The sequence below is a fragment of the Pedobacter miscanthi genome (assembly GCF_032678605.1).
In the GTDB taxonomy this organism is placed as follows: Bacteria; Bacteroidota; Bacteroidia; order Sphingobacteriales; family Sphingobacteriaceae; genus Pedobacter; species Pedobacter miscanthi_A.
In genome coordinates this window covers 85,812-110,124 of record NZ_JAVTSU010000018.1, presented here as the reverse complement: position 1 = coordinate 110,124, position 24,313 = coordinate 85,812, and the positions used below count along the sequence as shown (strand labels likewise).

12 protein-coding genes are annotated in these 24,313 nt (G+C 40.0%); all 12 read right to left on the bottom strand.

Annotated features, from left to right (window positions below):
- Nucleotides 1-74: 74 nt before the first annotated feature.
- Nucleotides 75-1,907, bottom strand: coding sequence for a six-hairpin glycosidase (locus R2R28_RS23065; protein ID WP_316828012.1), 1,833 nt, complete (start codon nt 1,905-1,907; stop codon nt 75-77).
- A 129-nt stretch (nt 1,908-2,036) separates the two neighbouring features.
- Nucleotides 2,037-2,963, bottom strand: coding sequence for a glycoside hydrolase family 43 protein (locus R2R28_RS23060; RefSeq protein ID WP_316828011.1), 927 nt, complete (start codon nt 2,961-2,963; stop codon nt 2,037-2,039).
- Nucleotides 2,964-3,217: 254 nt separating this feature from the next.
- Nucleotides 3,218-4,618, bottom strand: a complete 1,401-nt coding sequence (locus tag R2R28_RS23055) for a glycoside hydrolase family 140 protein (protein ID WP_316828010.1) — start codon at nt 4,616-4,618, stop codon at nt 3,218-3,220.
- A 196-nt stretch (nt 4,619-4,814) separates the two neighbouring features.
- Nucleotides 4,815-7,976, bottom strand: coding sequence for a DUF6298 domain-containing protein (locus tag R2R28_RS23050; RefSeq protein WP_316828009.1), 3,162 nt, complete (start codon nt 7,974-7,976; stop codon nt 4,815-4,817).
- 153 nt (nt 7,977-8,129) lie between these two features.
- On the bottom strand, nt 8,130-9,761 hold the full coding sequence (locus R2R28_RS23045) for a polysaccharide lyase (RefSeq protein WP_316828008.1): 1,632 nt from the start codon (nt 9,759-9,761) through the stop codon (nt 8,130-8,132).
- A gap of 1 nt (nt 9,762) precedes the next feature.
- Complete coding sequence (locus tag R2R28_RS23040; RefSeq protein ID WP_316828007.1) at nt 9,763-11,418, bottom strand: polysaccharide lyase; 1,656 nt, start codon at nt 11,416-11,418, stop codon at nt 9,763-9,765.
- A gap of 390 nt (nt 11,419-11,808) precedes the next feature.
- Entirely contained in the window at nt 11,809-13,632 is a 1,824-nt protein-coding gene (locus tag R2R28_RS23035; protein ID WP_316828006.1) for a RagB/SusD family nutrient uptake outer membrane protein, read from the bottom strand.
- Between the two features lie 11 nt (nt 13,633-13,643).
- On the bottom strand, nt 13,644-16,910 hold the full coding sequence (locus R2R28_RS23030) for a SusC/RagA family TonB-linked outer membrane protein (RefSeq protein WP_316828005.1): 3,267 nt from the start codon (nt 16,908-16,910) through the stop codon (nt 13,644-13,646).
- Nucleotides 16,911-17,426: 516 nt separating this feature from the next.
- Nucleotides 17,427-18,362 carry a hypothetical protein gene (locus R2R28_RS23025; RefSeq protein WP_316828004.1) on the bottom strand — a complete coding sequence of 312 codons (936 nt, stop codon included), beginning with the start codon at nt 18,360-18,362 and terminating at the stop codon, nt 17,427-17,429.
- 30 nt (nt 18,363-18,392) lie between these two features.
- A complete protein-coding gene (locus R2R28_RS23020; RefSeq protein WP_316828003.1) occupies nt 18,393-20,228 on the bottom strand; it encodes a RagB/SusD family nutrient uptake outer membrane protein in 1,836 nt (611 codons plus the stop codon).
- Between the two features lie 26 nt (nt 20,229-20,254).
- Nucleotides 20,255-23,347, bottom strand: coding sequence for a TonB-dependent receptor (locus R2R28_RS23015; RefSeq protein ID WP_316828002.1), 3,093 nt, complete (start codon nt 23,345-23,347; stop codon nt 20,255-20,257).
- Nucleotides 23,348-23,426: 79 nt separating this feature from the next.
- A complete protein-coding gene (locus R2R28_RS23010) occupies nt 23,427-24,095 on the bottom strand; it encodes a DUF3826 domain-containing protein (RefSeq protein ID WP_316828001.1) in 669 nt (222 codons plus the stop codon).
- Between the last annotated feature and the right edge of the window lie 218 nt (nt 24,096-24,313).

Genomic DNA, 24,313 nt, shown 5'->3' with positions numbered 1-24,313 from the left:
TTTGAAAAGATTGCCTCGCTTCGATGAAAAATCGAAAGCTCGCAATGACGATATATCTCGAAAATTCAACCATCCTAAACCCCCTCCGTTTTTAAATACTTAATCGAATAAACAGCCTCTTTTTTCTCTGATTCCCCTGCATTTTTCAAATCGTAAGTTTGATCTGCAGGTGTATCTACATCAGGAAAACGGCGAATATCGCCGGTGCGGAAAACAATTCTGGAAACATCAGCAACAGGTTGAAAAGCTAAACTGGTTAATACATCTTTTCCATTTACAGTAATGGTGTAAAATCGAGTAAACGCATCTAATTTTAGTTTGATGTCGTAACTTTTACCTGCCTCATATTGCATCAAGTTTTTATATCGTGCACCCGCTTTTGCGCTTAATGTTCCTGCGGTATCAAAGGTTAACCTCACAGTTGCCATTCCTTTTGCATCCTGCAGTTCAATTTCCAACAAACCGAAATCATCTTGTTTCGGCGTAACCGAAAACGAGGTGACTATTTTTTTAGATGCAGGGAATAATCTTTCGGCTTTGGCATAATCGAAAAGGTCTTTGTCTTTCAATACTAAGGCGCCACCTTCTACCTTAACAGGTGCCCAAAGCGGACTATAGATATTCCACATGTCGAGTGCCTTATCAGTTGGCATTTTACCAAAATCATCATTTACATGCTGTGTTGCTTTATCGTTAACGGGTACGGGAACAGAAGAAACCCAAATATCTTCTTTGTTCATGCTGTAGGTTACCCATAATTTTCCATCGGCAGGTTTGCCATTACCCTCAATAATTCCACGCACATATTGTGGCCCGTAAGATTTGTAATTGCCCCCGTAACGCATTGGCGTAATTTCACCATGCACAAGTAAAAGATTGGTATAATCGAGTCCGTTTTTGCTTGTTGAAATGGCTAAAGGCCAGCGGTATTCAGATGGATTATAAACTGTTGCGTAATTACCATCAGAAGTTTTTTGTCCCCATATTTTGGCATTGCTGTTTACAAAACCTGGTGCACGTGAAGCGTTTTCAGGCCAACTTTTACCGTTATCATTGCTGATTGCTGTTAAGGCGTTTTTCCATAACCCAACCACTCTTCCATCAGGCAAATGATAGTAGCTGAAGGCTTTATATTGTTTCTGTAAAGTAATTAATGGATCTTTTCTGTCTGCTTCTTCATTCCATTGTTGCGTCATTAATTTGTTAGCTAATAACTCATTACACGCCTCAATAAAAGCTTTACTTTTACTTCTTGTATACAATGGATATTTGGTATTTTTCTCCGAGTAACCTGGATTGTAATGGATGAAATAAATCGGGCCGTATTTTCCATCTGACTGAATTTCTCTTACTGCCCTGCCAATTCCATGGCCATCGTTCGGGTCGTCTTTAGCATCAAAACTAATCGCGTAAAAACCCAAAACCAGGAACACATTCTTAGTGGAAACATAAAATCCCATGCGTTGATGCATCACAGCATCTAAATCTTTGGCAACATCGGCTCTGCCCTCTTTTGTGGTGCCATCAGGAATTCTGTAAATCGGAAAAACAACATCTGGCTTAGTCCAGGTATACCCATCTTTTGAGGACTGTAATAATGTTTGCCCTGGCGGGATACTTTCGCCAACCTTATCGCTCAGGTATTCGATGTAAAATTTATTGTTCCAATAGGCCAACATCGGTGCATGGTTGTATGTCCAACCGAAGTTTTCGGCCAGTTCAGGGTGTTCCCTGTTGGCACGGAAAGTTTGGATACTATGCACACCCATCACCGGCGAAAGCTGGCCGTGATGGTAATCGGCATTTACTAAGGTTTTACCTGTATAACGCACCGTATCCTGCGCTTGCGAGGTTATTGCCGCAAGTGTTAGTGTTAGGCTTAAACAAAGTATTTTAAATATTTTCATGTTTTTTAGTTCATTCTGTCATTGCGAGTTTCCGGTTTTTCATCGGAACGAAGCAATCTTTTTTGTTAAATAGATTGCTTCACGCTCTCGCACGTTCCCTTGCTTCAGTTCGCAATGACGACTCATTTATTATTTCAATAAATTCTCAATCAATTTCCTTTTCACTTTTATAATTGTTCCGTGTTTATGCCCCTCAGGAATAGAAACTTCGGCAGTTACATCCTTAAAAGTCTTAAAATCGGCTGTTTTGTAGGCTGAATAAATCTTTTGTCCGTAGGCATCGAAATAGATCAGCCAATCATTTTTTACTTTTACAACAGTTGGTCCCTCCGTTAATTTCGGACTAAAAGTTTCAGAAACATTTTCGTAAGGCCCCAAAGCATCTTTAGCAAAAGCTACTTTTAAATTTCTGTTCGGGCGTGTATTGTCTTTCAACACCAACACATAATCTTTGGTGGCCCGTTTTACGATAACTGCATCAATTACGCTAAATCCAGGATCGATAAATAGTTTAGGCTTCGAGAAGGTCTCAAAATCTTTGGTTGTAATGCTATACATCCGGTGGTTATTCTCCTCTTCTTCTATTCCTTTAGCAAAGCGGAACGGTATAGTTGAAGCCCAGATAATTACATATTCCTTTTTCTCATTATCGTAAAAGATTTCAGGTGCCCAAACGTTAACTGTTTTTGGCTCGCTTTCCATTACGGGCAGGAATTTTTGTTCGCTCCAATTAATCAGATCCTTTGAACTGGCACAACCAAAACCCTTATCGCCTTTCCAGCTGCAGGTCCAAACTAAATGAAAAGTGCCATCTGGTCCTTGAACAATAGATGGATCGCGTAACACTTTTTGTGTGCCAACAGCAGGCTTCAAGAAGGTTTTATTTAAATCTGTCCAGTGGTAAGCATCATAACTGTACAAAAGCCTCAAACCTTCGTTTGCTGGCTCATGGAAAGACGTAAATAAATAGGCTTGCTTTGAGCAAGATGTTAATCCGCACAAAACGAGGCCAATAATGGCTAAACGAACTGATGATATGGAATTGGGTTTAAACACTGTTTTCTTTAATTATTTCTTTTTTGCAATTGTCAGTCTGAGCGTAGTCGAAGACCTTTTCTGTAATTTGTTAAAAAGATTGTCCTTCGACTACGCTCAGGATGACATCTTTTTAACTCTCGCAATAGATTTCTCCATTCCGTTGCACTCCAGTCGAAATGACGATCTTTCTATTGAGATTGCTTCGTCGTTCCTTCGCGCAATGACGATCTTGTGCAGGCTCAACGCCATACGCCTTTCGCTAATCGCTTCTGCTATATCTCTTCCAACACCAATACCCAATCGTTGCCATTTGCAGGTTCGCCGGGTGGGTTAAACTCTTTAACTCCTTTATTTTCAAATTCTCCAATTGGGGTAATTTTTCCTGTTCTTGGATCGAACCACGAGGCTTTTACTTCATCACCATCAATTTTGCCCATTTGTACACTGAAATTTTTACCAGTATAAGTGTATAACATCGCAAATTCTTCGCCTCTTGTAGCAAGAATTCGTTCATACTTTTCTCCGTTTTTACCAGCAACCAGGCTTTGATCAGGTATACGATCGAAATAAGAATGTGAAAGCATTAAATCTTTCAGGTATTGCATCTGTTTTGCGCCAGGTGCGTTTATCGCAGTTGCCCATTCATCTTTCGGGCCATAAGCAGGTTTTAAATCTGTCTTTTTGTACATCTGCATTACCGAATTATGGCCATAGGTATAACCAAACGCACCCGCAAAAACCGACCAATAACCATATCTTCTCACATCGCTATCTGTCCAGCGTGGTTGTGTAGTATCGTGTAAACCTTGTGGAATATCTTCGTACGAAGGCTCGCCATCAATAGTAGGTTTAGTTGGTTTTAATTTATAATCAGCTTCGATATATTTCCAATTGTCTTCTCCATAATGTAATTTCTCATTTTTAGAAGTGTCCTGATCGTAACGGCGGTGACCCGACTGAACCATGTCGAAATCGCACCATTTAGCTTGTTGAAACCATTGCGAAGAAGCCGTACGGCCTCTTGGATGGAATGTAATTAAATGATTCGGATCGTTTGTTCTTAAGGTTTCGCCGATGGTGTTCCAAACTTCTTTACCTTCACTGCCCTTGATATCGCCACCATTTAACCAGATGATATTCCATTTTTCTTTATAACGTTTAGCCAAAAATTCGGAATAAGCTTTTGCCTGATCTTTTTTAACTTTTCCATTTTTAACATTGGTGCCCCAAACTGGTACTAAAGCCATATAAAGCCCTTTTTCAGCGGCCCGATCTACGATATAATCTACGTGATCCCAATAATCGTAGGCCAAAGAATCTTTGGGGTTGTTGTCAGGTGTAAGCATTGGTTTTGAAACATCAGCATGAACCACTGAAGAATCCATGTACACATTTCTCGATGGCACATCATGCAATAACATTACCTGAATAACATTAAAACCTTTTTGTTTACGGTCTTCGAGATAGGTGTTTGCCTCTTCGCGGGTTAAACGGCCGAACAACAGCCAACCCGTATCGCCAAGCCAAAAGAATGGTTTACCATCACCAGTGGTTAAATACCGTCCGTTTTCTGAAACCAAGAGACTTTTGTCGCCAAAATGAGGCTTTTTCTTACAGCCAAAAGCAAGGTAAGAAAGCAAAGCAAGCAGAAATATTTTAGATTTAATGTTCATGTTTAGTTTAATATATTTATAAATGTGGTGGGTGCAGACGCCCACCAATAAAAAACTCTTGGTTGTCAGTCTGAGCGTAGTCGAAGACCCCTTCTACTCGATAAATCATAAAATATTGTCCTTCGACTACGCTCAGGATGACATTTTTTCTGATTTATCCTTTTACTTAATGTATTATGTCCCCACATGCTTTTTATCAAATTTTATTGATGATAATTACCTCGTCGCCTGATGCTACTTTATTCAATTTTACAATTGCACCCGCGTTAATTTTTTCTTCCTTAAGCAATTTCCCTGTTCTAGGATTCAGCACTTTTACATTGAATTTCCCCGAAATCTTAGTTAAATCAAGATCAATTGCATCTGCTGAAGCATTGTATAAAATGTAAGCTTTGCCTGCATTTCCCAAGCCATATTGTTTGATTGTTTTACCTGCGGGAAGAAAAGGTTTCATTGAAGATGCCGCACTTAAAACCGATTGATCTATTTCGTTAACATTTGATAAAGAACCTCCAGCCATTAAAATAGCCCATCCGAAACTATCAAAGCTATCGCCTGAGTACATCACTGCTTTGTCAGGAAACTTGTTTTTATATTCGGAAACGGCATGGTAAACTTCTTCGAAAGAAGTTTTCTTCGGCTTTAACAAACGGGCATGCTGACGAGGTGCTAAACTTAAGCCGCCTTGTGGCGCATAGGCCGTTCCATCTGCCTGGTAGTGCCAATACCTGATGTCGATTAGATTAATCACACTTGCACGTTCAGGATCAGCTAAAATGGCATCCTGAACGTCTTTGGTTACACTTAAACCAATAATCGGATGTTTACCTGTTTCTTTTTCCCATTCGTGAATGGTATCAATCCAGAATTGCACAAAATGTAATGGACCGGTAAACTCTGCACCGATTAACTGAATTACGCCTGTATTTCCGTTGAAATTCTCCAGACATTTTCTAATGTAAGCCTTATGGATAGCTTTACGATGTTCATTGCTGATATCGTAAAACTGCTCGGCCATAAAAATGCGTTTGTCGCCAGCATATGGCACCGGCTCAGGGAAACCCGTGTTGTTAATATTGTTTGCGGTACGCCAAGGAAAATCGGCATAGTGTGCACCAGCCTCTATGATATTGTGCTGAAAGTAATTTTCGTGGATTAAAACCAAGCCTTTTTGGTCAGCCAGATTAGCGAATTGCTTTAACCTATCCCAGTACCAAAGATTGTATTTGGTGATGTCGTATTTGCTCAAACCATCCCAGGCTTTATCCTGTCCGCTACGGGCAAAAGGCAATTCGTAGAAAGGTGCCCAAACATCGCCATCCATACGGCGGATACGCTCATGATCATCTCTTCTTCTATCGTACCAAAGGCCATAATTGTGATCTAGCACTTTAACAGCGCCATTTTTCATCGCATCTGTAATCGAATCCAAATCATCTGTTAAGCCATTTCCCGAACGGCCAGGTACGAAACGTGTAATATGGAACTTGGTGTTTTTTAATCCATGCGGACGAGCGCTTCCATTCCACCAGGGTACATCCTGACGATTACCCACTACAATTTTATTGCCACGAACGAGCCAGCCATTTTTGATCGCCATTGCATCAGCAAGTGCAGGTTGAACAACCTTATCTAAGCCAATTTTATCAATACTTTTTGCAGTACCAGCATCTATTGGAATTTTATCTCTATCCGTTGCTGAATCAATGTATTCTGAAACCGTTAATGCAGGTTTATATGCTAGCTTAGTCAGTTTTAGTGCCACATCAACAGGTGGACTGCTCGAAGCTTCTGTTTCTACCGGAAGAACGAAATTCCGTTTATCGGCTTCGTTGCCTAACCTATCTTTTAACTGCGCATAATATAAGCTTCGCGGTTGAATCTGTTCGTTCGACATATCCCAATAACCATTTCCGGCAAATTGCGACCATGTTCCGAAGGCCCAATTTTGAGCTGTTGGTGGTTGAAAATTATCAACTCTTGCTGCACTGCATTGCCAGAATACACTGTTGGCTGCACTCCAGCCAGCTCCTTGTCCGTCTTGTCCACGGTTTAAATAACTTAAGGCCTGTCCGTCGATGTTTACGATATCGAATAATACACCTGATGCCCAGCTATCAATCGCCCCACTAAAACTGAAAGGTAAATAAGACTGACACTGCAGAAAAACATTTGGCCCTGGGGCACAAAAGCCTACTGCAAAATCGTGGTAACCATATTCAGAGTATAATCTTTGAAAGAGTGTTTGCTGACCAGTGGTTAAAAATGTAAAACGGCGCTCCCCACCAATTTCAGAAATTGGCGTTAGTGATTTGCAGTCTTCTACAGTAATTCTTTTAGCGGTTTCGAGCACATTAACGGCAGAGCCTGCAAAATGCTCAAAAACCACCTGACGCACCCATGCATCTTGTACATTTTCTAAACAAATAGCTGTCCAGCGGTGGTATTCGTCTTTACTATTTTCTTTATGATAATCGGACTCGATTTTTAGATTTTCAACACCAGATTGCGTAATTCTGCCTGCCCAATTATATTTTGAAATGGTTGCACCACCAAACTTGGTATCTAAAGCTGTTGTAATTGGGGCGTCGAAAGTTAATGTATTGCCGTTTATAGCTATAATTTTTCTATCCCAATGAATATCTCTTGTTCCTGGTTTCCAACCCAAAGCGCTTTCACCTCCGCCAAAATCTACTGTTTTCAGGGTTTCGATCCATTCTTTGGTTGATGGGCGGTGGATTATAATCTCATCACCAACTTTTAATCTGCTGGTATTGGCTAAAGTAATTTTAATTGCATTAACAGGTACATAAGTATCTGTAATGGCGATTGCCTCCTCTTCAACCTTATTCTTTTGTCCTAAAATTCTGATTACCCCAATGCGATCTAAACCAGTAGCGAAAATTTTTGTTCCATTTTCACCCATACCGCTTCCACGAAGCACTACGCCAGGTGCTGATAATCGCAATGTTCCGGCTACTTCGTAAGTTCCTTTTTCTAATAAAACTGCTCCTCGTAAACCATCTTTACCGATCGGTAATTTAGCTACGTAATTAATAGCTGATTGAATCCGTAAGGTAGCATCTCCTTTTGAAACAGGAACGAGCACTTTTACAGGAGCATTTGGTATAGCTTTTTCTCCCGCCATATAACCCGCATAAGAAAAATCAGGAATCCGGTTGCCTTCTGCATCGGGAGTATAAGCCATTTTGCCATCTTTTCCTTTAAAGATTGGTTTTGGTGGCTCAACAGGCTTTGTCTTTTGCGCAAAAGAAAAGTTAGTCACTAAAAGAGCAATTACCGAAATTGGTAAAATTTTCAGTCGCATGGCTTTTAATATGTGGTTAGTTTTTGGCATTAATTATTAATATTGTCATGCTGAGGCACGAAGCATCTGCAACCTAATGTTTACTGTTATTGGCCAACCTTCCTACGTCTTGGCTAATGGGTTATGTAAGTTTTGCTTTCATCCATTGCAGATTCTTCACTGCGTTCAGAATAACAAATAAAACTAGGGCCTCACTTTATTGATGTCTACCAAACTGTTCAAGTAAACTTCAATATTGGCATAACCTGATTTCGACATCTTTGTGGCGTCTTTTGCATCTTTAGGGTTAAGTCCGTTTTTGGTTTCCCAGGCATCTGGTATTCCATCATGATCTGTATCTAAATATGGTTTTCCTTTATATTCTGGATAACCACCTACTTGTGCGATATCTGAAATAATACCTTGTTTATAGGAATCGGCTGGTAAACGGCGTTTTACATAACTTTGTTTAGCAGGCAATTTCCCATCTTCTACATGTTCAATTTTACCTGTTGTAACCTGTTTAATAATACGTTGATCAACAGCATCGCGAACAGGTAAAGATGCACCAGCATTAGCCAGAACATAATCATAAGCTTTTTTAGTATCGATGATCGAAATTTTTGCCATAGGCAACGGTTTATCTACTTTTATTGAATCTAATAACTTTTGTTTATCTCTTTTGCTTTCGGGCTGAACGCCACCATCCCAATTGTTTTTGGTTACTTTTTCATTTCCTTCTATAATGTTTCCGGTTACATAAGCCCTACCGAATTCGTTAGTGAACTTTTTATCTCTTCCAGACTCTGGCTTTAAGATACGATAAGAAATCGGTTCACCAGGGGGCGTAATAGGTCCTGGTTTGTAATAGTTATTAATGAAACTGTAAAATGAGGCATTATCTCCACCATCAGCACTTCTGTTCCACCAGTTAAAGATAACGTTATTGGCAAAACCAAAATCACCGTACATGCCTACAGATGGATTGCGACTAATATTCGATGCCCAAAGATTACGCATGAAAGTTGAATTTAAACCTCCAATAGTGCTTCCGAAAGCATGGTTATAAGTATCTAAAGCTTCAGAAAAGATAGAATTTTGAATGGTTACATTTACCGTAGGCAATTTCTCAGGTTTAGAACCGTCTTTTGGATCGTAAACATGGCGGTAAATCGACATATTTTCATCTAATCCCCAGCTTGCCGAAACGTGATCGATGATGATATTGCCAACAGGATTACCACCAATGGCATCATCGCGGCGTGTTACATCCGTTTGACCACGACGGAAACGCATATAACGGATCACTACATCGTGGGTATTGATCCAAACCGATTCGCCAGCCACACAGATCCCATCACCAGGCGCACTTTGACCGGCAATGGTAATATATGGTGCACGGATAATCAGTGGTGTTTTTAATTTGATAATCCCCGAAACGTTAAAAACGATGATTCGGGCACCGCCTTGTTCGCAGGCCTCACGTAAAGTTCCACTACCCGAATCTTCGAGACTCGTTACTACGTAAACTTTTCCACCGCGGCCGCCAAAAGAATAAGCACCACCACCTTCAGCACCCGGAAAGGCCACTGTTTTAGCTTGCGGTAAATCGCCTGGTTTTGCTGCCCATGGAATATAAGGTTTACCATGTTTTGCTTCTTCATCTACAATGTGTTTTACTTTTAAAAATTGCAGCTCAGATTTTTCTTCAATGCTTTTTAAAAGCGAATCGGCTTTCTTTTCCATAGCCTCTGGGATTACCGGATATTGTGCAAAAGCTACATTTCCAATACCAGAGAGCGCTATTATGCTAAAAATTGAATTCCAGGTACGCATATTAGTTAGGCTTAACAATTGAAACTGGAACAACACTATTTAAATACACTTCGATGTTCGCATAACCACTTTTTGTAATTTTAGCAGCATCAGATGCATCTTTAGGATTCAAGCCGTTCTTTAGTTCATACGCATCGGGCATACCATCCTCGTCTGAATCTTTGTAAGGTGTTCCTTTGTATTCCGGATAGCCACCAACTTGTGAAATTTCGGTTATGATGCCCTGTTTGTAAGAATCTTTTGCTAAACGGCGGTGCTCAAATTGAAAAGCTGATGGTTTCGCATCAGGATGCACCTCGATTTTTCCTGTGCTTACCTGTTTAACTACGCGGGTATCAACCGGATCTCTTTTTGGTAAAGTGGCACCTGCATTTGCCAGCACATAATCTTTTGCCTGTAAGGTAGGAATTATGGTAAGTTTTGGCATTGGGAAAGGATCTTTTGCCTTCATGGCTGCAAAATATTTACTGGCCTGTTCGAATGACATCAAATTTCCCTTTTTATCTTCTACCTGTACGCCACCGTTCCAGTTATCTTTAGTTACTTTTTCATTTCCTTCGATGATGTTGCCGTTTACATAAGCACGGCCGAAAACCACATAAGGCAATTTACTGCGGCCAGATTCTGGTTTTAAAATGCGGTAACTGATCGGGTCTTTAAGTTCTGTAACCGGACCTGGTTTATAAAAATTGTTAATGATGTTGTATTGCGCAGTATAATCGCCACCATCTGTAGAGCGGTTGTTCCAATTGAAAACCACATTGTTGGCGAAGTTAAATATTCCATTCCAGCCGATTGATGGGTTACGGGCACCATTATCGGCCCAAAGGTTACGTATAAAGGCACAGTTTTCTCCACCTAATGTAGATCCAAAGGCATGGTTCCAGTAATCTAAAGCTTCGGAGAAAATTGAATTCTGGATGGTGATGTTTACCGTGCCCAGTTTTTCTTCTGTTTTACCTGTACTATCGTTATACATGTGGCGGTACATCGACATGTTTTCATCTAATCCCCAACTTGCCGAAACGTGATCGATCATAATATTACCTACCGGATTACCGCCAATGGCATCATCACGGCGGCCTACAAATGTTTCGCCTCTTCTAAAACGCATAAAACGCACAATTACATCATGGGTGTTTAACCATACTGATTCCCCTGCCACGCAAACGCCATCACCCGGAGCTGTTTGTCCGGCAATGGTAATGTATGGCGCACGGATGATCAATGGCGTTTTTAACCTGATGATTCCGGCAACATTGAAAACAACAATTCTTGCACCACCTTGCTCGCAAGCGTCACGTAAAGAACCCGGACCACTATCGTTTAAATTTTTCACCACGATTACCCTGCCGCCATGTCCGCCGAAACTATATGCACCACCACCTTCTGCACCCGGAAAGGCCAGTAATTTAGATTGGGGCAAATCATTCGGACGGCCAGCCCATGGAATGTAGGGTTTGCCTTCGGCAGCCTCTTTGGCCATAATCGGTTTAGCTTTTTCCCAGGCGATATCCGACTGATGATAAGCTTCTTTAAGCATCGAATCGGATGCTTTCTTAACATCGGCAGGGATGTTAGGATATTGTGCGAAAGAATAATTAGCGGAGAGCATTAATGCTGTTGTAAACAACAGATTTAAAAAGTTCTTTTTCATTTGTGTTTTGCCCGTTAAAGAATCAAAAGAAATTTAGCTGATATTGTTGATTGATGAAATTATCGATCGGGATTTTTATAAAAATCGGCTCACTTCTGTTTGTATCTCTGGTTGTAAGTTTTGGTTAGAAAGTATATTATATTTCAAATTTGCATGCAAAATACAGCTATTTACTGTATAATTTTGGCTAGGTATTGTATCATATTATCATCTGGTTAAAATGGCTGTAACAAATTGAATTCATTTCCACAACCGTGTTACAAGATATAAATAAAATTCATATATAAATGTAACATTCTTAAATGAAAAAAGAGAACAAATTCATGTTCTCTTTTAAAACCAAAAATAAAAAACAAGGCGGTGAGCAAACCGCCTAAGATTATTCAATACTTATTGTAGCGGATCGAACGGACCACCCCAGGTATTGTTCTGTTGTAAATTGATATTGTTGTTTATAGAAAGTGTTGGAATTCCATAAAAATAATTTCCTGCCTGGAAATTAATGTTTTGAGTATCTAAAGCCTTTAGGCTTAATGTAAAGTTAGCTGTATACAACGCATCTAAAGAACTTGCTGCGGAAGCTTCTCTGGTTAATGCAATATAATCCGTAGTTTGTGTACCGCTTCTATTAAGCTGGATCACTAAACCATTTCGTTTTGTGCCATTTAAGGTAGACTCCAGCAGTTTTCTTCTTCTCAAATCCCAAAATCTTTTACCTTCAAAAGCCAGTTCAATTTGTCTTTCTCTCATCACAGCAGCAACAAGATCGGTTTTACCTAAATTACCGGTTAAACCATATAAGCCATCTGTACCTGCTTCAATGCCAGCTCTTTTTCTTATGGCAATTAAGTTTGCATAAGCCTCATCGGTTACTGCTAATTTATTAAGCTCAGCAGCACATTCACCCAAATTCAGTAATACTTCTGCATAGCGTATTTCTATCCAGTCTGTGCCCATAAATGTGGTTGGAGAAGTTTTCGTTTCATCAACGCCTTTGCGTAGGTAAAATCCTGTATTACTTGCTGCTACGGCCTCGGTAGTTTTATTGGCAGTACCAGAAGTGGCCGTGAAATAATAGTATGTCCACAAGCGGTTACCACCTAATACAGAACCCCAGGTACCTCCATTATAGGCAAGCGTGGTGTAAAATCTTGGATCTCTGTTTTTGTAAAAAGTAGCCATTGAATATGGATACTTTGAAGAAACATTGGCAGGTTTGCCATCCGCCATCGGAAAGGCTAAACTCATTTCGTAGGTTGGTGTATAAGAGCCGCTACCTGAGACCGATCTTGGTCTTGCTCCATTGTCGTAAGTATTGTTGTTGGCATTTGCATCCACTGATGAATTATTGTATCCGGTAACCAATACAGCTTCGGTATTGGCAGCCCCCTCTGTAGTCCACATGGTGTAATCTATTTTAGGATAAAGGGCAAAACCATTTGCAGATAAAATAGTTACTGCGGTTTTGTTTGCATCATAAGCAGCCTGCCAGCGTGTAATATCGTTTGTTGGGTTAAACTCAGGACTTGCATAGGTTAATAACACACGACCAAGAAATGCAGCCGCTGCACCAGAGGTAATCCTGCCATAATCAGCCGTTTTAGGCCATTTGGCTGGCAGGTACTTAATGCAAGAATCGAGATCACTTTTGATTTGTGCGAAAACCACACTTGTTTTGGCACGCGGAACCAGTGCTTCTTGTTTGGCTTCATCGCCAACCGCACCTAATGGTATTAAAATTAGCGGTACACCACCATAAAGTTTAGCCAGTTCGAAATACCTGAAGGCCCTCCAGAAATAAGCCTGTGCTGCAAACCTGCGTTTTACGGCAATATCGAGCGTGCCGGCATTAATATCCCTTAAAAAGGTATTAATTACCCTGATTTTGGTATATGCGGGATTTGCACTGGCAGATGTACCGATATCAGTAACACTTTCTATCGTTAATGTACCTAATACAAAATTATTACTTCCCTGACTTTCTTCAGTAAGATTATAGGTACCCGCCGAATGTATTGAACCTCCGGTTGAGCCAAACCAACCAGGCTGATTTTGGCTGTATAAATAATCGACATTTAATTTTACAGTGGTTGAGTCATTAAATATCTGATCTGCTGTAAAATTACCTACGTCTTGTTTTTCAAGAACCTTTTTGCAATTTGTTAGCGACAATACAGCTAAGCTTAGTGCGGTTATGATGAATATCTTTTTCATTTTTCTATATTTTAAAAACCAACATTTAATCCGAACGACCAAGTTTTTAGCGTCGGATAGGCATATAAAGCAGTTTGTAAATCCCTGTATTTGCCAGGGAAAGGGTTAATAAACTGAACCGGATTGGTGGCAACAGCATATACCCGCAAACTGGCCATTCCTATTTTATTGGCAATGTTGGCCGGCACATTATAGCTTAAATTTACACTGCTGATATTAAAGCTTGTAGCCCTAACCAACCAAAAATCAGATGTTACTTCGAAATTTGTTCTGAAGAACGGGTTTGGATAGGTTGCATTGGTATTTGTTGGCGTCCAGTGGTCTACCCAATATTCTGCCCTGTTATCATAAATGGATGCGCCAGTGGCCGAGCTTGATTGATTAGCAGGTTTTAAACCGTCAATGGTTGTCCATCCACCCCACGATAGGCCCATAATTACATTTAAAACAATGCCTTTATAACCAACATTCCAGTTCAAGCCTAAAGCATTGTGGTTGTTCTGTCTGTTTTTAATAAAAGCCTGATCTTTTTTATCAGTGCTGATTACACCATCTCCGTTCACATCTTCGTAGTTGATCATGCCAGGTTGTAAAGGCTGACCAAATATTTTAACATTAGCTGCACCACCGGCTGCAGTAGCCCTTTGCGCGATAATGGCATCAGCATCGGCTTGGGTTCTGATAATACCTAATGATTTGTAACCAAAAACGCCTAAATCAGACGATCTTCCGGTAACATCTTCCACGGTTCCAATAATGGAGGCTGCCTGATCTACTTTTAACATTTTGTTATCCATCCAGGTATAAAACGGGCTAAAACCATAAGTAAAATCTTTACCAATTTTATCCCTCCAGCCCAGCGAGAACTCCCAGCCAAATGTATTGGCATTAGTGTAGTTTTCAGTTGGTGTGTTAGCGCCGATTGTTGTTGGTACAGACGAACTTAAAGAAGTTAAAATATCAGTTCCGTGATTCCAGTAGTATTCGGTGGTAAACGAAAGACGGTTTTTTAAGAAACCCATATCTACACCATAAGAGGTTTTAAGCTCTTTGTTCCAGGTTACATCCACATTTGGAATGGCCAGGTTTGGTTTAATAGCGATTGTTCTTGGGTCGTTACCGTTAAAAACAGCACCACCAGCACTTCCTGTTCCCAGGTTATAATTTGCCAAATATTGGTATGCTTTAGTATTATCAACGCCTGATAAACCAACCGAAGCCCTGAATTTTAATAAATCAAGCCATTTGGCGTTTGCCAGGAAAGATTCTTTATTGGCTATCCAGCCTACTGATGCAGCAGGGAAATGTCCCCAGTTGTTTCCAGGGGCAAAACGAGAGCTTCCATCAGCCCTGTAGATCAGTTGTAATAAATATTTTTGATCGTAATCGTAATTTAAACGGGTAATCAATGCCTGGAAACCCAACTGGCTCACCGTTGATGATTGGTTTGAACTGGATGCACCTACTGCAAACGATTGATAATCTAAAGCTCCGGTTACCAAACCTGTTGCCTCTGCATTTACACCTTCGCTATTCTGTTCACGCTGCTCAAGCAAAGCCAGTGCCGAAATATTGTGTTTACCAAATGAACGGGCATAAGTTAAACCGGCATTTAATTGGTAAGAATCAGCAAAATTTGGGGTTAAACGTACTTTATCACCGTTTAAAACTGTAAAGGTACCGGCAAGTGCGCCACCAGGAATATGGTTGTTGGCACCTAAACCAGCATATTTATAATAAACAAATGATGTACCAAATTGCTTATTGTTTGAAGCGTTTAAGTTTTTGTTAAAAGTAGCTGTAGCCATTAAACCCTTAATTCCGGGAATTTCGTAAGTAACTTTAGCTAATATATTGGTCGAAGTATTTGTACCTCCGGTATAGTTGTTAGAATTTTGAATGGCAAAAAAGTTGATATTATCGTTACCACCGGTATTACTACCACCCATTACCACAGGGTTGCCATTGATAAAATATTCCTGCCAAGGTTGAACATTTTGTAATGATGCTGCATCATTATCGAGGTTTTCGGAAGTATTGGCTACTTTATACCAGTAACTTCTGTTATAGCCAACATTGGTGTTTAATGATAAAGAGGTAACCAAACCTTTAGCGGGTTTTGCCTCTACGGTAGCTCTTAATCCGTATTTGTAAGAGTTTATACCTTTAAAGTTACTGTTCTGATTTACAAAATCGCCACCAATAAAATAAGTTACCTTATCATTACCGCCGCTAATGTTTGCTGCTGTACGCCAAACGTAAGCCGGCCCAAAAGCATCATCAAAATAATCATGACTATGTGTAGAAAAATAATCTAATTCATCAGGCGTATACCAGGCTGCCAGCCTTGTTGGCCCTTTAACGCCTGCTGTTATTAAATAACCATCAGCATCGTAATATTTATCAACCGGAACACCCGGAGCAGTTTGTATATAAGCAGAAGCCTGGGTATAATCATTTGAAAATGTACCTAATTGCAATGAATTCATCATTTTAGGCATAATGGTAGCCGTAGATACACCAAGTGAATTACTGATGTTGAATTTTGGGGCACCAATTTTTCCTTTTTTTGTTCTGATCAGAATAACACCGTTTGCCCCCTGAACTCCAAAAATAGCCGCTTCGGCATCTTTCAAAATAGATACGTTTTCTATTTCGTTAATATCCAGGTTGTCGAAATCGGCCTGCGTTCTGATAATATCATCGATAACAAATAAAGGATTGGTTCCCTGACCGCCATCTTTTGCGAAGACTACCGGGTTACGTATGGTTACTGTGGTTCCCTGTCCAGGCCTTTGAGCACCGCCAGATACACTTAAACCCGGCGCTGTACCTTTAAGCGCTGATGTTAAGTTTAAGGCCGGGATGTCTTCTACACTTTTTAAATTTGGTGTAGATACGGAACCTGTAAGTGAACTTTTCTTCTGTACACCATAACCCACAATAACTACATCTTCGAGGTTTTTATTATCCGGTGCAAGCTTAACATTAATTGAATTCTGTGCACCTACGGTTACCTGCTGCCTGATGTAGCCGATATAAGAGAATACCAACACATCACTATTGCTTTTTACCTGGATGGTGAAATTACCGTCCGAATTGGTACTTACGTTGCTAGGAACTCCCTTTAAGCTTACGTTTACCCCCGGAATCCCCTGCCCATCTGCCTGATCGACAACTTTACCCGTAACCTTTCGTTCCTGAGCAAAGAGGATTGTACTTGCCAGCATCATCAATAGCAAGGGCAAAGAAATTTTGCGTAAAAATTTTAAGTTCATCTTATTATTTGGTTAGTTTTTAAATTTGTTTCGGCAGGTGTTTGCGCCTGCTGCTAATATTATTGTGCCTGTTTTTTTTGCTATAGTTTTGTACTAAAATTATAAATTGAAGGCGTTAATCTGTCGTAAAAAGTTTTAAAGTGTAATATTTTGTACCTGTTTAATTAAAATAAAACGTTAAAATAACGCTTATTAAATTAAATGTAAAGAAAAATGTAATGTGAAATGGCTCATTTTTGTATTTTGACTTCGATAATTATTTTGGTTAGAAAGTATATTTTACTTCGTAATTGCATTAAAATAACACTGTTACATTAAAAATTTTATTATTTATTGTATGATATTATCATCACAGAGAATAAGATACAAGAACAACAGTACATATTTTAATTGACGATACAAGATATAATTAATTCATATATAAATGAAATATTCTTAAATAAAAAAATCGAGGCAAATTATTTGTCTCGATTTTTAACATAATATTTAGGTATTGTCTGTTTAAACCTTCATTTTTTAATTTTGAATTTTAACATCTATATTTAAAAAGACGCCTCTTGATGAATTGTTACTTGAAATGGAATTTACGTAAAAGGCTCCATATTTACCTTCTGGTGTTAAGAAGTAAAATAAACTGCCTGCAGCTAAACCGGTAGTAATCGATTTTAGGGTTGGTTTGGCACTTTTGCCGGCTGTCAAAATCTGGGCACCGGTTCTCAGGTTTAAAAATGCAGATGCCTGCCCGGTTTTTGGTGCAGCAACCAGCGTTGCCCTTTTGTTTGTCCAGGTGCTGATATCATAAGCTGTGAAAGGAAGCGGGTTGGCATCAAGGGCATAAACACCATAAACATAACCATTAACGCCATTAGCCGATACCGGTGCACGATAAAGACCCAGATCAATTTTATCTGTATTTTCCTTACCGTTCGAATAATTGTATAACTGTCCGGTAGTTAAAGAAATGTATGAATTAGCCAATTTGGTAAGGGTATCTGGAATAAAAATTTCCCTTGATGACCAATATTTATAATCAGGCAATACGTTTAGGGTAATGGTTTTATAGCCGTCGCCGAGGTAAATGCCACCTTTATCCAAGGCCCATATGCGATATGAAATTAAACCAACCCGTGTATCCATTTTCAATTTCACCACACCACTTGCTTTTTTTCGTTGTGTATCGTCTAATGCAATTTTTGTCGGGATGGCTGATGAAGTTTCGAAAATGCAGGCCACGTACATATCTGTTTTTGGCGATTCGATGGTATATTCCAGATAAACACTATCACCCACATTTACATCTTTATAACTGGTTACTGCAAAGGGGCTTTTGGCCGAATAGGTTACGGTTACATCCTCAAACATGTTAAATATATTTGTGGTTTCTTTTTTACAGGCCGTAAACAGAAGGGCTGCCAATAAGATCAGGCCAACGTAATTTAAATTTCTTTTCATTTTAAATTTTATTTAATGATGAATATTGGTTTACAATGGATCAAATGTTCCGCCATCCCATCCTATGGTTTGATCTAACAGTGGGCTGGAATTCATGAATGTTGAAGGAAGTGCGAAAAAATAATAGGTATCTAATACCCCAAAACCTGTAGCGCCCTGATTTACGTTAGCCACTGTAAAATATTTATCAAAGGTGGTCCTGTCGTTTACATTAATGCTTTCTCTGAAACGGATACCGTTGGTTCCTACAGCCTCTAATTCTGTTTTTAAAGCAGTTGTTTTCACCGTCCATTGCACGGTCTGCATCTGGCCACTCAATAAATGGTAACGACGCATCCGTCTTAAATCAAATGAACGTTTGCCTTCAAAAGAAAATTCAACCATGCGTTCGTTCATGATCAGGTCGCGCATTAGTTCTTTAGATGTGGCCAGGTCTAAACCATAATTTTTAGTGCCAGGCTGTATACCTGCCCTGATTCTGATCAGTTTAATCAGGTCTTTCGCTTCCTGCAGGTTACCGATTTCGTTGGCACATTCTGCATAGTTCATAATTACCTCTGCAAAACGAAGCTCTACCCAGTCTAATCCGTTACCACCAAAATCATTAGCATAAATTACCGAGCCTTTTGCCAGGTCAGGATCGCAAAATTTCTTTAAATAAAATCCCTGTGGTGAGGCTTCTGTAATACCGCTATTATAACACCATTGCTTGCGTGTAGAAAGACCGCTTAATTTCCATGGACTTCCATTATAGGCAATGGAGGCATCTAAACGGGGATCGCGGTTCACCCAGAATACTACCGGATCGTAGGTAAAAGAACTGGCCTGCCCTACCGGAACACCATCTTTCATCGTGTAGGCATTTACCAGTTGTAAAGTTGGCGTAAAAGCCGATGCATTCCCTCCTTCTTCTGTTGGTCTGCTTTTTTGCTCCACATTTTGCCCTCTTTTAGAAAGTTTGGCAGAATACGAACGAACAATAATGGCTTCAGGATTGGCGGTTCCTTCTTTAAGGAAAATGTCTCCGTAATTTGGCATCAAGGCTGCCCCTGCTGCTTTACAGATATCGTAAGCTTCTTTATTGGCTTCGTAAGCTTTTTGCCACCTGCTTTGATCGAAAGGATGGGCAGCAATGGTGGTTGGGTTAAATTGTGGACTCGCCCAATACAATAAAACCCTTGCTTTTAATGCTGCTGCCGCCTGACGGGTAAATTTGCCTCTTTCGGTTGCGTCAACCCAGGTTACACCATTTAGCAAATTCATGGCCGAATCGAGGTCGTTCACAATGGCCTGAAAACATACAGATGCTTTTGCTCGTCCGGTAAGGGTTAAATTATCAGGATTTTGAGGTTCCAACACCAGAGGCACACCTCCATAAAGCCTTACCAACTGAAAGTAGGTGATTGCCCTTAAAGCAAAAAACTGTCCCCTTAGCTTGTTTTTCGAAGTTTGCGATAAAGTTCCATTTGGGATTTCCTTTAATGCAGTGTTGCAGCGGGCAATATCGAAGTACCGGTTGTCGCCTTTGTTCCCCTGATATTTAGTCGCGATGAACTTTACGTCATTCGAGGTTAATACGCCGTTAACGCCAATGGCTTTCCGCATAATCGATTCTGATGACGAAAATTTATCTTCATCACTGGCATAAATCACATTATCAGCCGTAATTTCGTAAGGAAAATCGGGCATGGTCACATCATAAGTGTCGTTTAAAAGGAACTGGATAGAACCTTCGTTGTCCCAGATGCGTGAATCCATTCCGTTTCTATCTTCCAGTTCGAAGAAATCTTTTTTGCAGGAAGAAGAAAATATCGTCAGCATCGCCATCATTCCGATCAGCAATGCAGGTTTAGTATTAAAAATCATTTTAGCTTGGTTAGAGTGATACAGCATTACAGGCTTACATTTAATCCCACAGAGATGGTTCTGAGTGTAGGATAATCATAAATGGTTGATGAATAAGGATCTTTGTAATCTAAAGGATTGATGATTGTCCACAGGTTATTGCCCGTTAATACAAAGCGCGAATCGGCAATACCCAGTTTATTCATGAAATTTCTGGGCATTTTGTATGTCAGCGTCATGTTATTAATCCTGATCATCGTTCCACTTCTTGCCCAGAAGGTAGAATTCCATCCTGCTGCAATAGAAGGATCATCAAAACGTGGAAATTCTGCGCTGGTGTTTTCAGGTGTCCAGTGGTCTTTCCAGTATGCCGGAACATTTACCGTTGTACTGGCTGCTGCTTTAGATTTGGTATCGAAAAATGCTTTTCCTCCAAAACGGGTTACAAAATTGGTATTTAAGCTAAATGCCTTATAAGTAAGGCCAACATTAAAACCTATTCCGAATGAATTAAGGCTTTTAAACATCAGTGTCTGGTCCTTTTCGGTGATTTTTCCATCGCCGTTCACATCTTCGTAATATAGCCAGCCCACTTGTGGTACCGATCCGTTAATGGTATAGGTAGGGTATTTGTTCAACAAAGCATCTACATCAGCCTGCGTGCGCAACATACCTTTCGAAATCAATCCGTAGTTGGAAGCATTGTATACATTTGGATTGGTGCCGAACTGGTATTTAAGATCAGGATAGGTGGTATCCCACAGCTGAAACTGATTATAAAACATCCTGTCGATGCGGCTATTGCCAAAACCAAACATCACATCGGTTGAAATGCCTAAATCCTTACCTAATTTAGTACGGTAACCCAGGGTAATTTCATGGCCCCAGGCGGTTCTTTGCTGATAATTTACAATGGGTGCCTCAAAACCGGCATACATCGGGAAGTTTTCGTTGTTTCCTTTATCAAACATATCGTACGAGTAACGGTGGTAATACTCATAAGTGATGTTTAGTTTATTGTTAAATAAGGAGGCATCTAAGCCCAGGTTCATGGTTCTTGCTTTTTCCCAGGTAATATCAGGGTTTGGCAAAACTGATGGGTTGAGGCCGCCATACATCGATTCGTTATAAGAATAGCCATTTGGATCTACTTTATAACGCGATTGCCATAAACGGGCATCAACACGGCTTTCGCCTACCAGACCATAATTTGCACGCACTTTTAAATTGCTTACAAACTTTACATTTTCTTTAAAGAAATTCTCCTGGCTGATAACCCATCCCAAACCTAAGCTTGGAAATAGTCCCCAGCGGTTCCCCGGAGCGAAATTGGAAGAGGCATCCCACCTGCCGATGGCTTCCAAAAGGTATTTTTTATCAAAATCGTAGCTGAAACGGGTAATGAAAGATCGTTGTACGGCTTCGCCAAAGGTATTTTCCTGCATGGTGAAGGTTGATTGATCAAAACCCCAATATTGATCAACATTTGGTAAAACCTGATTTCGCCAGTAAACCGAAAGTGATTCGCTGTTGTTCTCCGACTGATCGAAGGCTGCTAAAGCGGTAATGGAGTGTTTTCCAAGCTGGCGGTTATAACTTAATGAGCCAATGGCCTGATAACTTGAAGCCATATCATTACCTTTTAACAATAAGGTATTGGCCAAACCTACAGCGGTTATGGCCGTAGTGGGTTCATTGGTGTATAATAAACCATTCTGACCTGTCATTTTGAAATTGTAAACGGTATAAGGTGGAATGTACTGGCCACCGCTCCCGCTTCTGTTGTTTTTACCGAAGCGCACACTGGCTGTTAAACCTTTAATAAAGGCAGGACTATAATTTAAGGATGCATTGATGTTTAAACCTTGTGATTTACTGTAAATGTTATTGCCAGAATTAATTACTGCCAAGGGGTTCGTATTACCGTTAAAATTTACGGGTTTGCCATCAATTTGTATAGGTACCCACATTGGGGTGGTAATTAATTGCTGGAAAAAAGCCTGGTCGTTTTCGCCGCCGTTTTTATAGGTATCGCTGTTTTTTTTGTTGAAATCGGTATTTAAGGTAACATCAGCGGTTAAACCCGGTAAAATCTTCGCATTCATACCCGAACGGAAAGCATATTTATTATATGTAATGCCACCGTAGTTACCGGTTTCATTGTAATAATTGCCGCCCGCAAAAAAAGTAATCGCTTCTGAACCACCCGAAATATTGATGTTGTGTCTGTTGGTAGATGCTACTTTCCAAAGTTCATCAAACCAGCTTTTGTTGGGGTTGTTTTTTAAAACTTCCAGGTCTGCATCCGAAAACAAAGATGAGGTAGCTGCATTTTTGATTTTGTTGGCATCATTTAATAAGGTGGCGTGTTCATAAGCGCTAAGCATTTTAACATCGCTGGTATTATCCTGATAACCTACATAACCCGTATAACTTATTTTAGGTTTACCTGCTTTCCCCCTTTTGGTGGTAACTAAAACCACTCCTTTTGCACCCGAAGCGCCGTAAATGGCTGCAGAGGCATCTTTTAGAAAGGAAATATCTTCTACCATCGAGATATCGATATTGTCAAATTCATCCCGGGTTACGGTAATTCCATCGATCACATAAAGTGGTTCGGAGGTAACACCGTAGAGTTTCGATTGATCGGAAGCTGTTGAATTACGGATGTTTAACGTGATGGAAGATCCCGGTTTACCTGAAACCGTGTTAACACCAACACCCTGTATTTTGTTGCGTAGGGCCGCCGCGATATTGGGCACGGGTAAATCCTGTATTTCTTCGGCTTTGATGTTGGCTACAGAACCCAAAATTTCAGATTTCTTTTTGGTGCCATAACCTACTACAATTACATCGTCGAGACCATTATTGTCTTCAACCAGGTTAATTTCTAAAGTTGATTTACCTGCCAGGTTAACCACCTGCCGGGTGTAACCTACATAAGAAAATACCAGAACATCAGTTGCCGGATCGGCAACCAGCGCAAACTCACCTTTATCATTGGTGCTCACGTTGTTGGTTTTTCCACGGATACCTACACTCACTCCGGGTATGGGCTGCCCGTCTTTTTTGTCTACTACTTTGCCTTTAATCTGTTTTTGCTGGGCAAAAACACTCGAAAAAGCGCAAAGCAGTAGCATTAAAACCCATGGGGTTTTTCGTAAAGTTTTAAGAATCATAATAGTTTATTTGGTTAGTTTTTGGTTTTTTGGTCTGATTTTAGTTTGCTTCCGACTTGGCCTTTCGCCTTTTCTCCCACTCTGCACCTTCTTTTTTAAGGTCGTAGCCTGCTGCTGACAAGTAATTATTGATGCGGCCTTTGTATTTGCCGAACCAGGCATGTTTTTTATCTGATGATTCTGCGTCCATAGCATGTTCCCGAGCTTCGGTTAACCAGATGAGGATCTGCTTTTTCTGATCTTCGGTCAGTGTTAAGATTTCTTCCTGATAAGCTTTGTAAGTAATGGGTAACACATTATAAGTCATGCCATTTTTAACCAGCTCTACCTGCTCATTAGTTAGTTGCGCAGAAAGTTTACTGATGTATTTTTTGTGGAGTTTGTTTAATGAAGCTTCCACTGTGCGGGCATCTTTTGCAAGGGCCGAATCGCGCTCAACCTTATTATCTTTGTTTTTCTCTTTAATTTCTTTAACCCTGCCATCACGGGCAGCATGAATATCATTTAAATCGCTGTATTGATCGCGAACGATTTCCGTAACTTTTTCAGTTTTTTTAGCCTCGTTAATACCCAGGTTGGCCACAATTTTTGCGGCACGATCGGTAATCATTTTTGTGTAGGCTTCTTTATCTGTTGCAGCGTTATTTTGGGCATAAATTACTGTCAGGCTTGAGAACGTTAACAATAAGGCCAAAATGGTTGATTTCATATTTTTGGAATTTTAAAATGGAGTATTTAGTTAGGTATTGATCTGTTGAAAAACAATTAAAATTAACTTATAAATGCAAAGGGATATGATGGATACAAAGCCTTAAATTTCTACCCTAAATTAGCAGAATTTTTCTTTATTTAATCAATCTCATAATTTATTAATAAACAAATTATTTACAGGAAAATAATTTGTTGGTTTATATTTTGGTTACACCT

Excerpts from the sequence above, each read along its gene's own strand:
- R2R28_RS23065 (WP_316828012.1), bottom strand. The coding sequence starts at position 1,907 with ATGAAAATATTTAAAATACTTTGTTTAAGCCTAACACTAACACTTGCG.
- R2R28_RS23055 (WP_316828010.1), bottom strand. The coding sequence starts at position 4,618 with ATGAACATTAAATCTAAAATATTTCTGCTTGCTTTGCTTTCTTACCTT.
- R2R28_RS23050 (WP_316828009.1), bottom strand. The coding sequence starts at position 7,976 with ATGCCAAAAACTAACCACATATTAAAAGCCATGCGACTGAAAATTTTA.
- R2R28_RS23045 (WP_316828008.1), bottom strand. The coding sequence starts at position 9,761 with ATGCGTACCTGGAATTCAATTTTTAGCATAATAGCGCTCTCTGGTATT.
- R2R28_RS23040 (WP_316828007.1), bottom strand. The coding sequence starts at position 11,418 with ATGAAAAAGAACTTTTTAAATCTGTTGTTTACAACAGCATTAATGCTC.
- R2R28_RS23035 (WP_316828006.1), bottom strand. The coding sequence starts at position 13,632 with ATGAAAAAGATATTCATCATAACCGCACTAAGCTTAGCTGTATTGTCG.
- R2R28_RS23030 (WP_316828005.1), bottom strand. The coding sequence starts at position 16,910 with ATGAACTTAAAATTTTTACGCAAAATTTCTTTGCCCTTGCTATTGATG.
- R2R28_RS23025 (WP_316828004.1), bottom strand. The coding sequence starts at position 18,362 with ATGAAAAGAAATTTAAATTACGTTGGCCTGATCTTATTGGCAGCCCTT.
- R2R28_RS23020 (WP_316828003.1), bottom strand. The coding sequence starts at position 20,228 with ATGATTTTTAATACTAAACCTGCATTGCTGATCGGAATGATGGCGATG.
- R2R28_RS23015 (WP_316828002.1), bottom strand. The coding sequence starts at position 23,347 with ATGCTACTGCTTTGCGCTTTTTCGAGTGTTTTTGCCCAGCAAAAACAG.
- R2R28_RS23010 (WP_316828001.1), bottom strand. The coding sequence starts at position 24,095 with ATGAAATCAACCATTTTGGCCTTATTGTTAACGTTCTCAAGCCTGACA.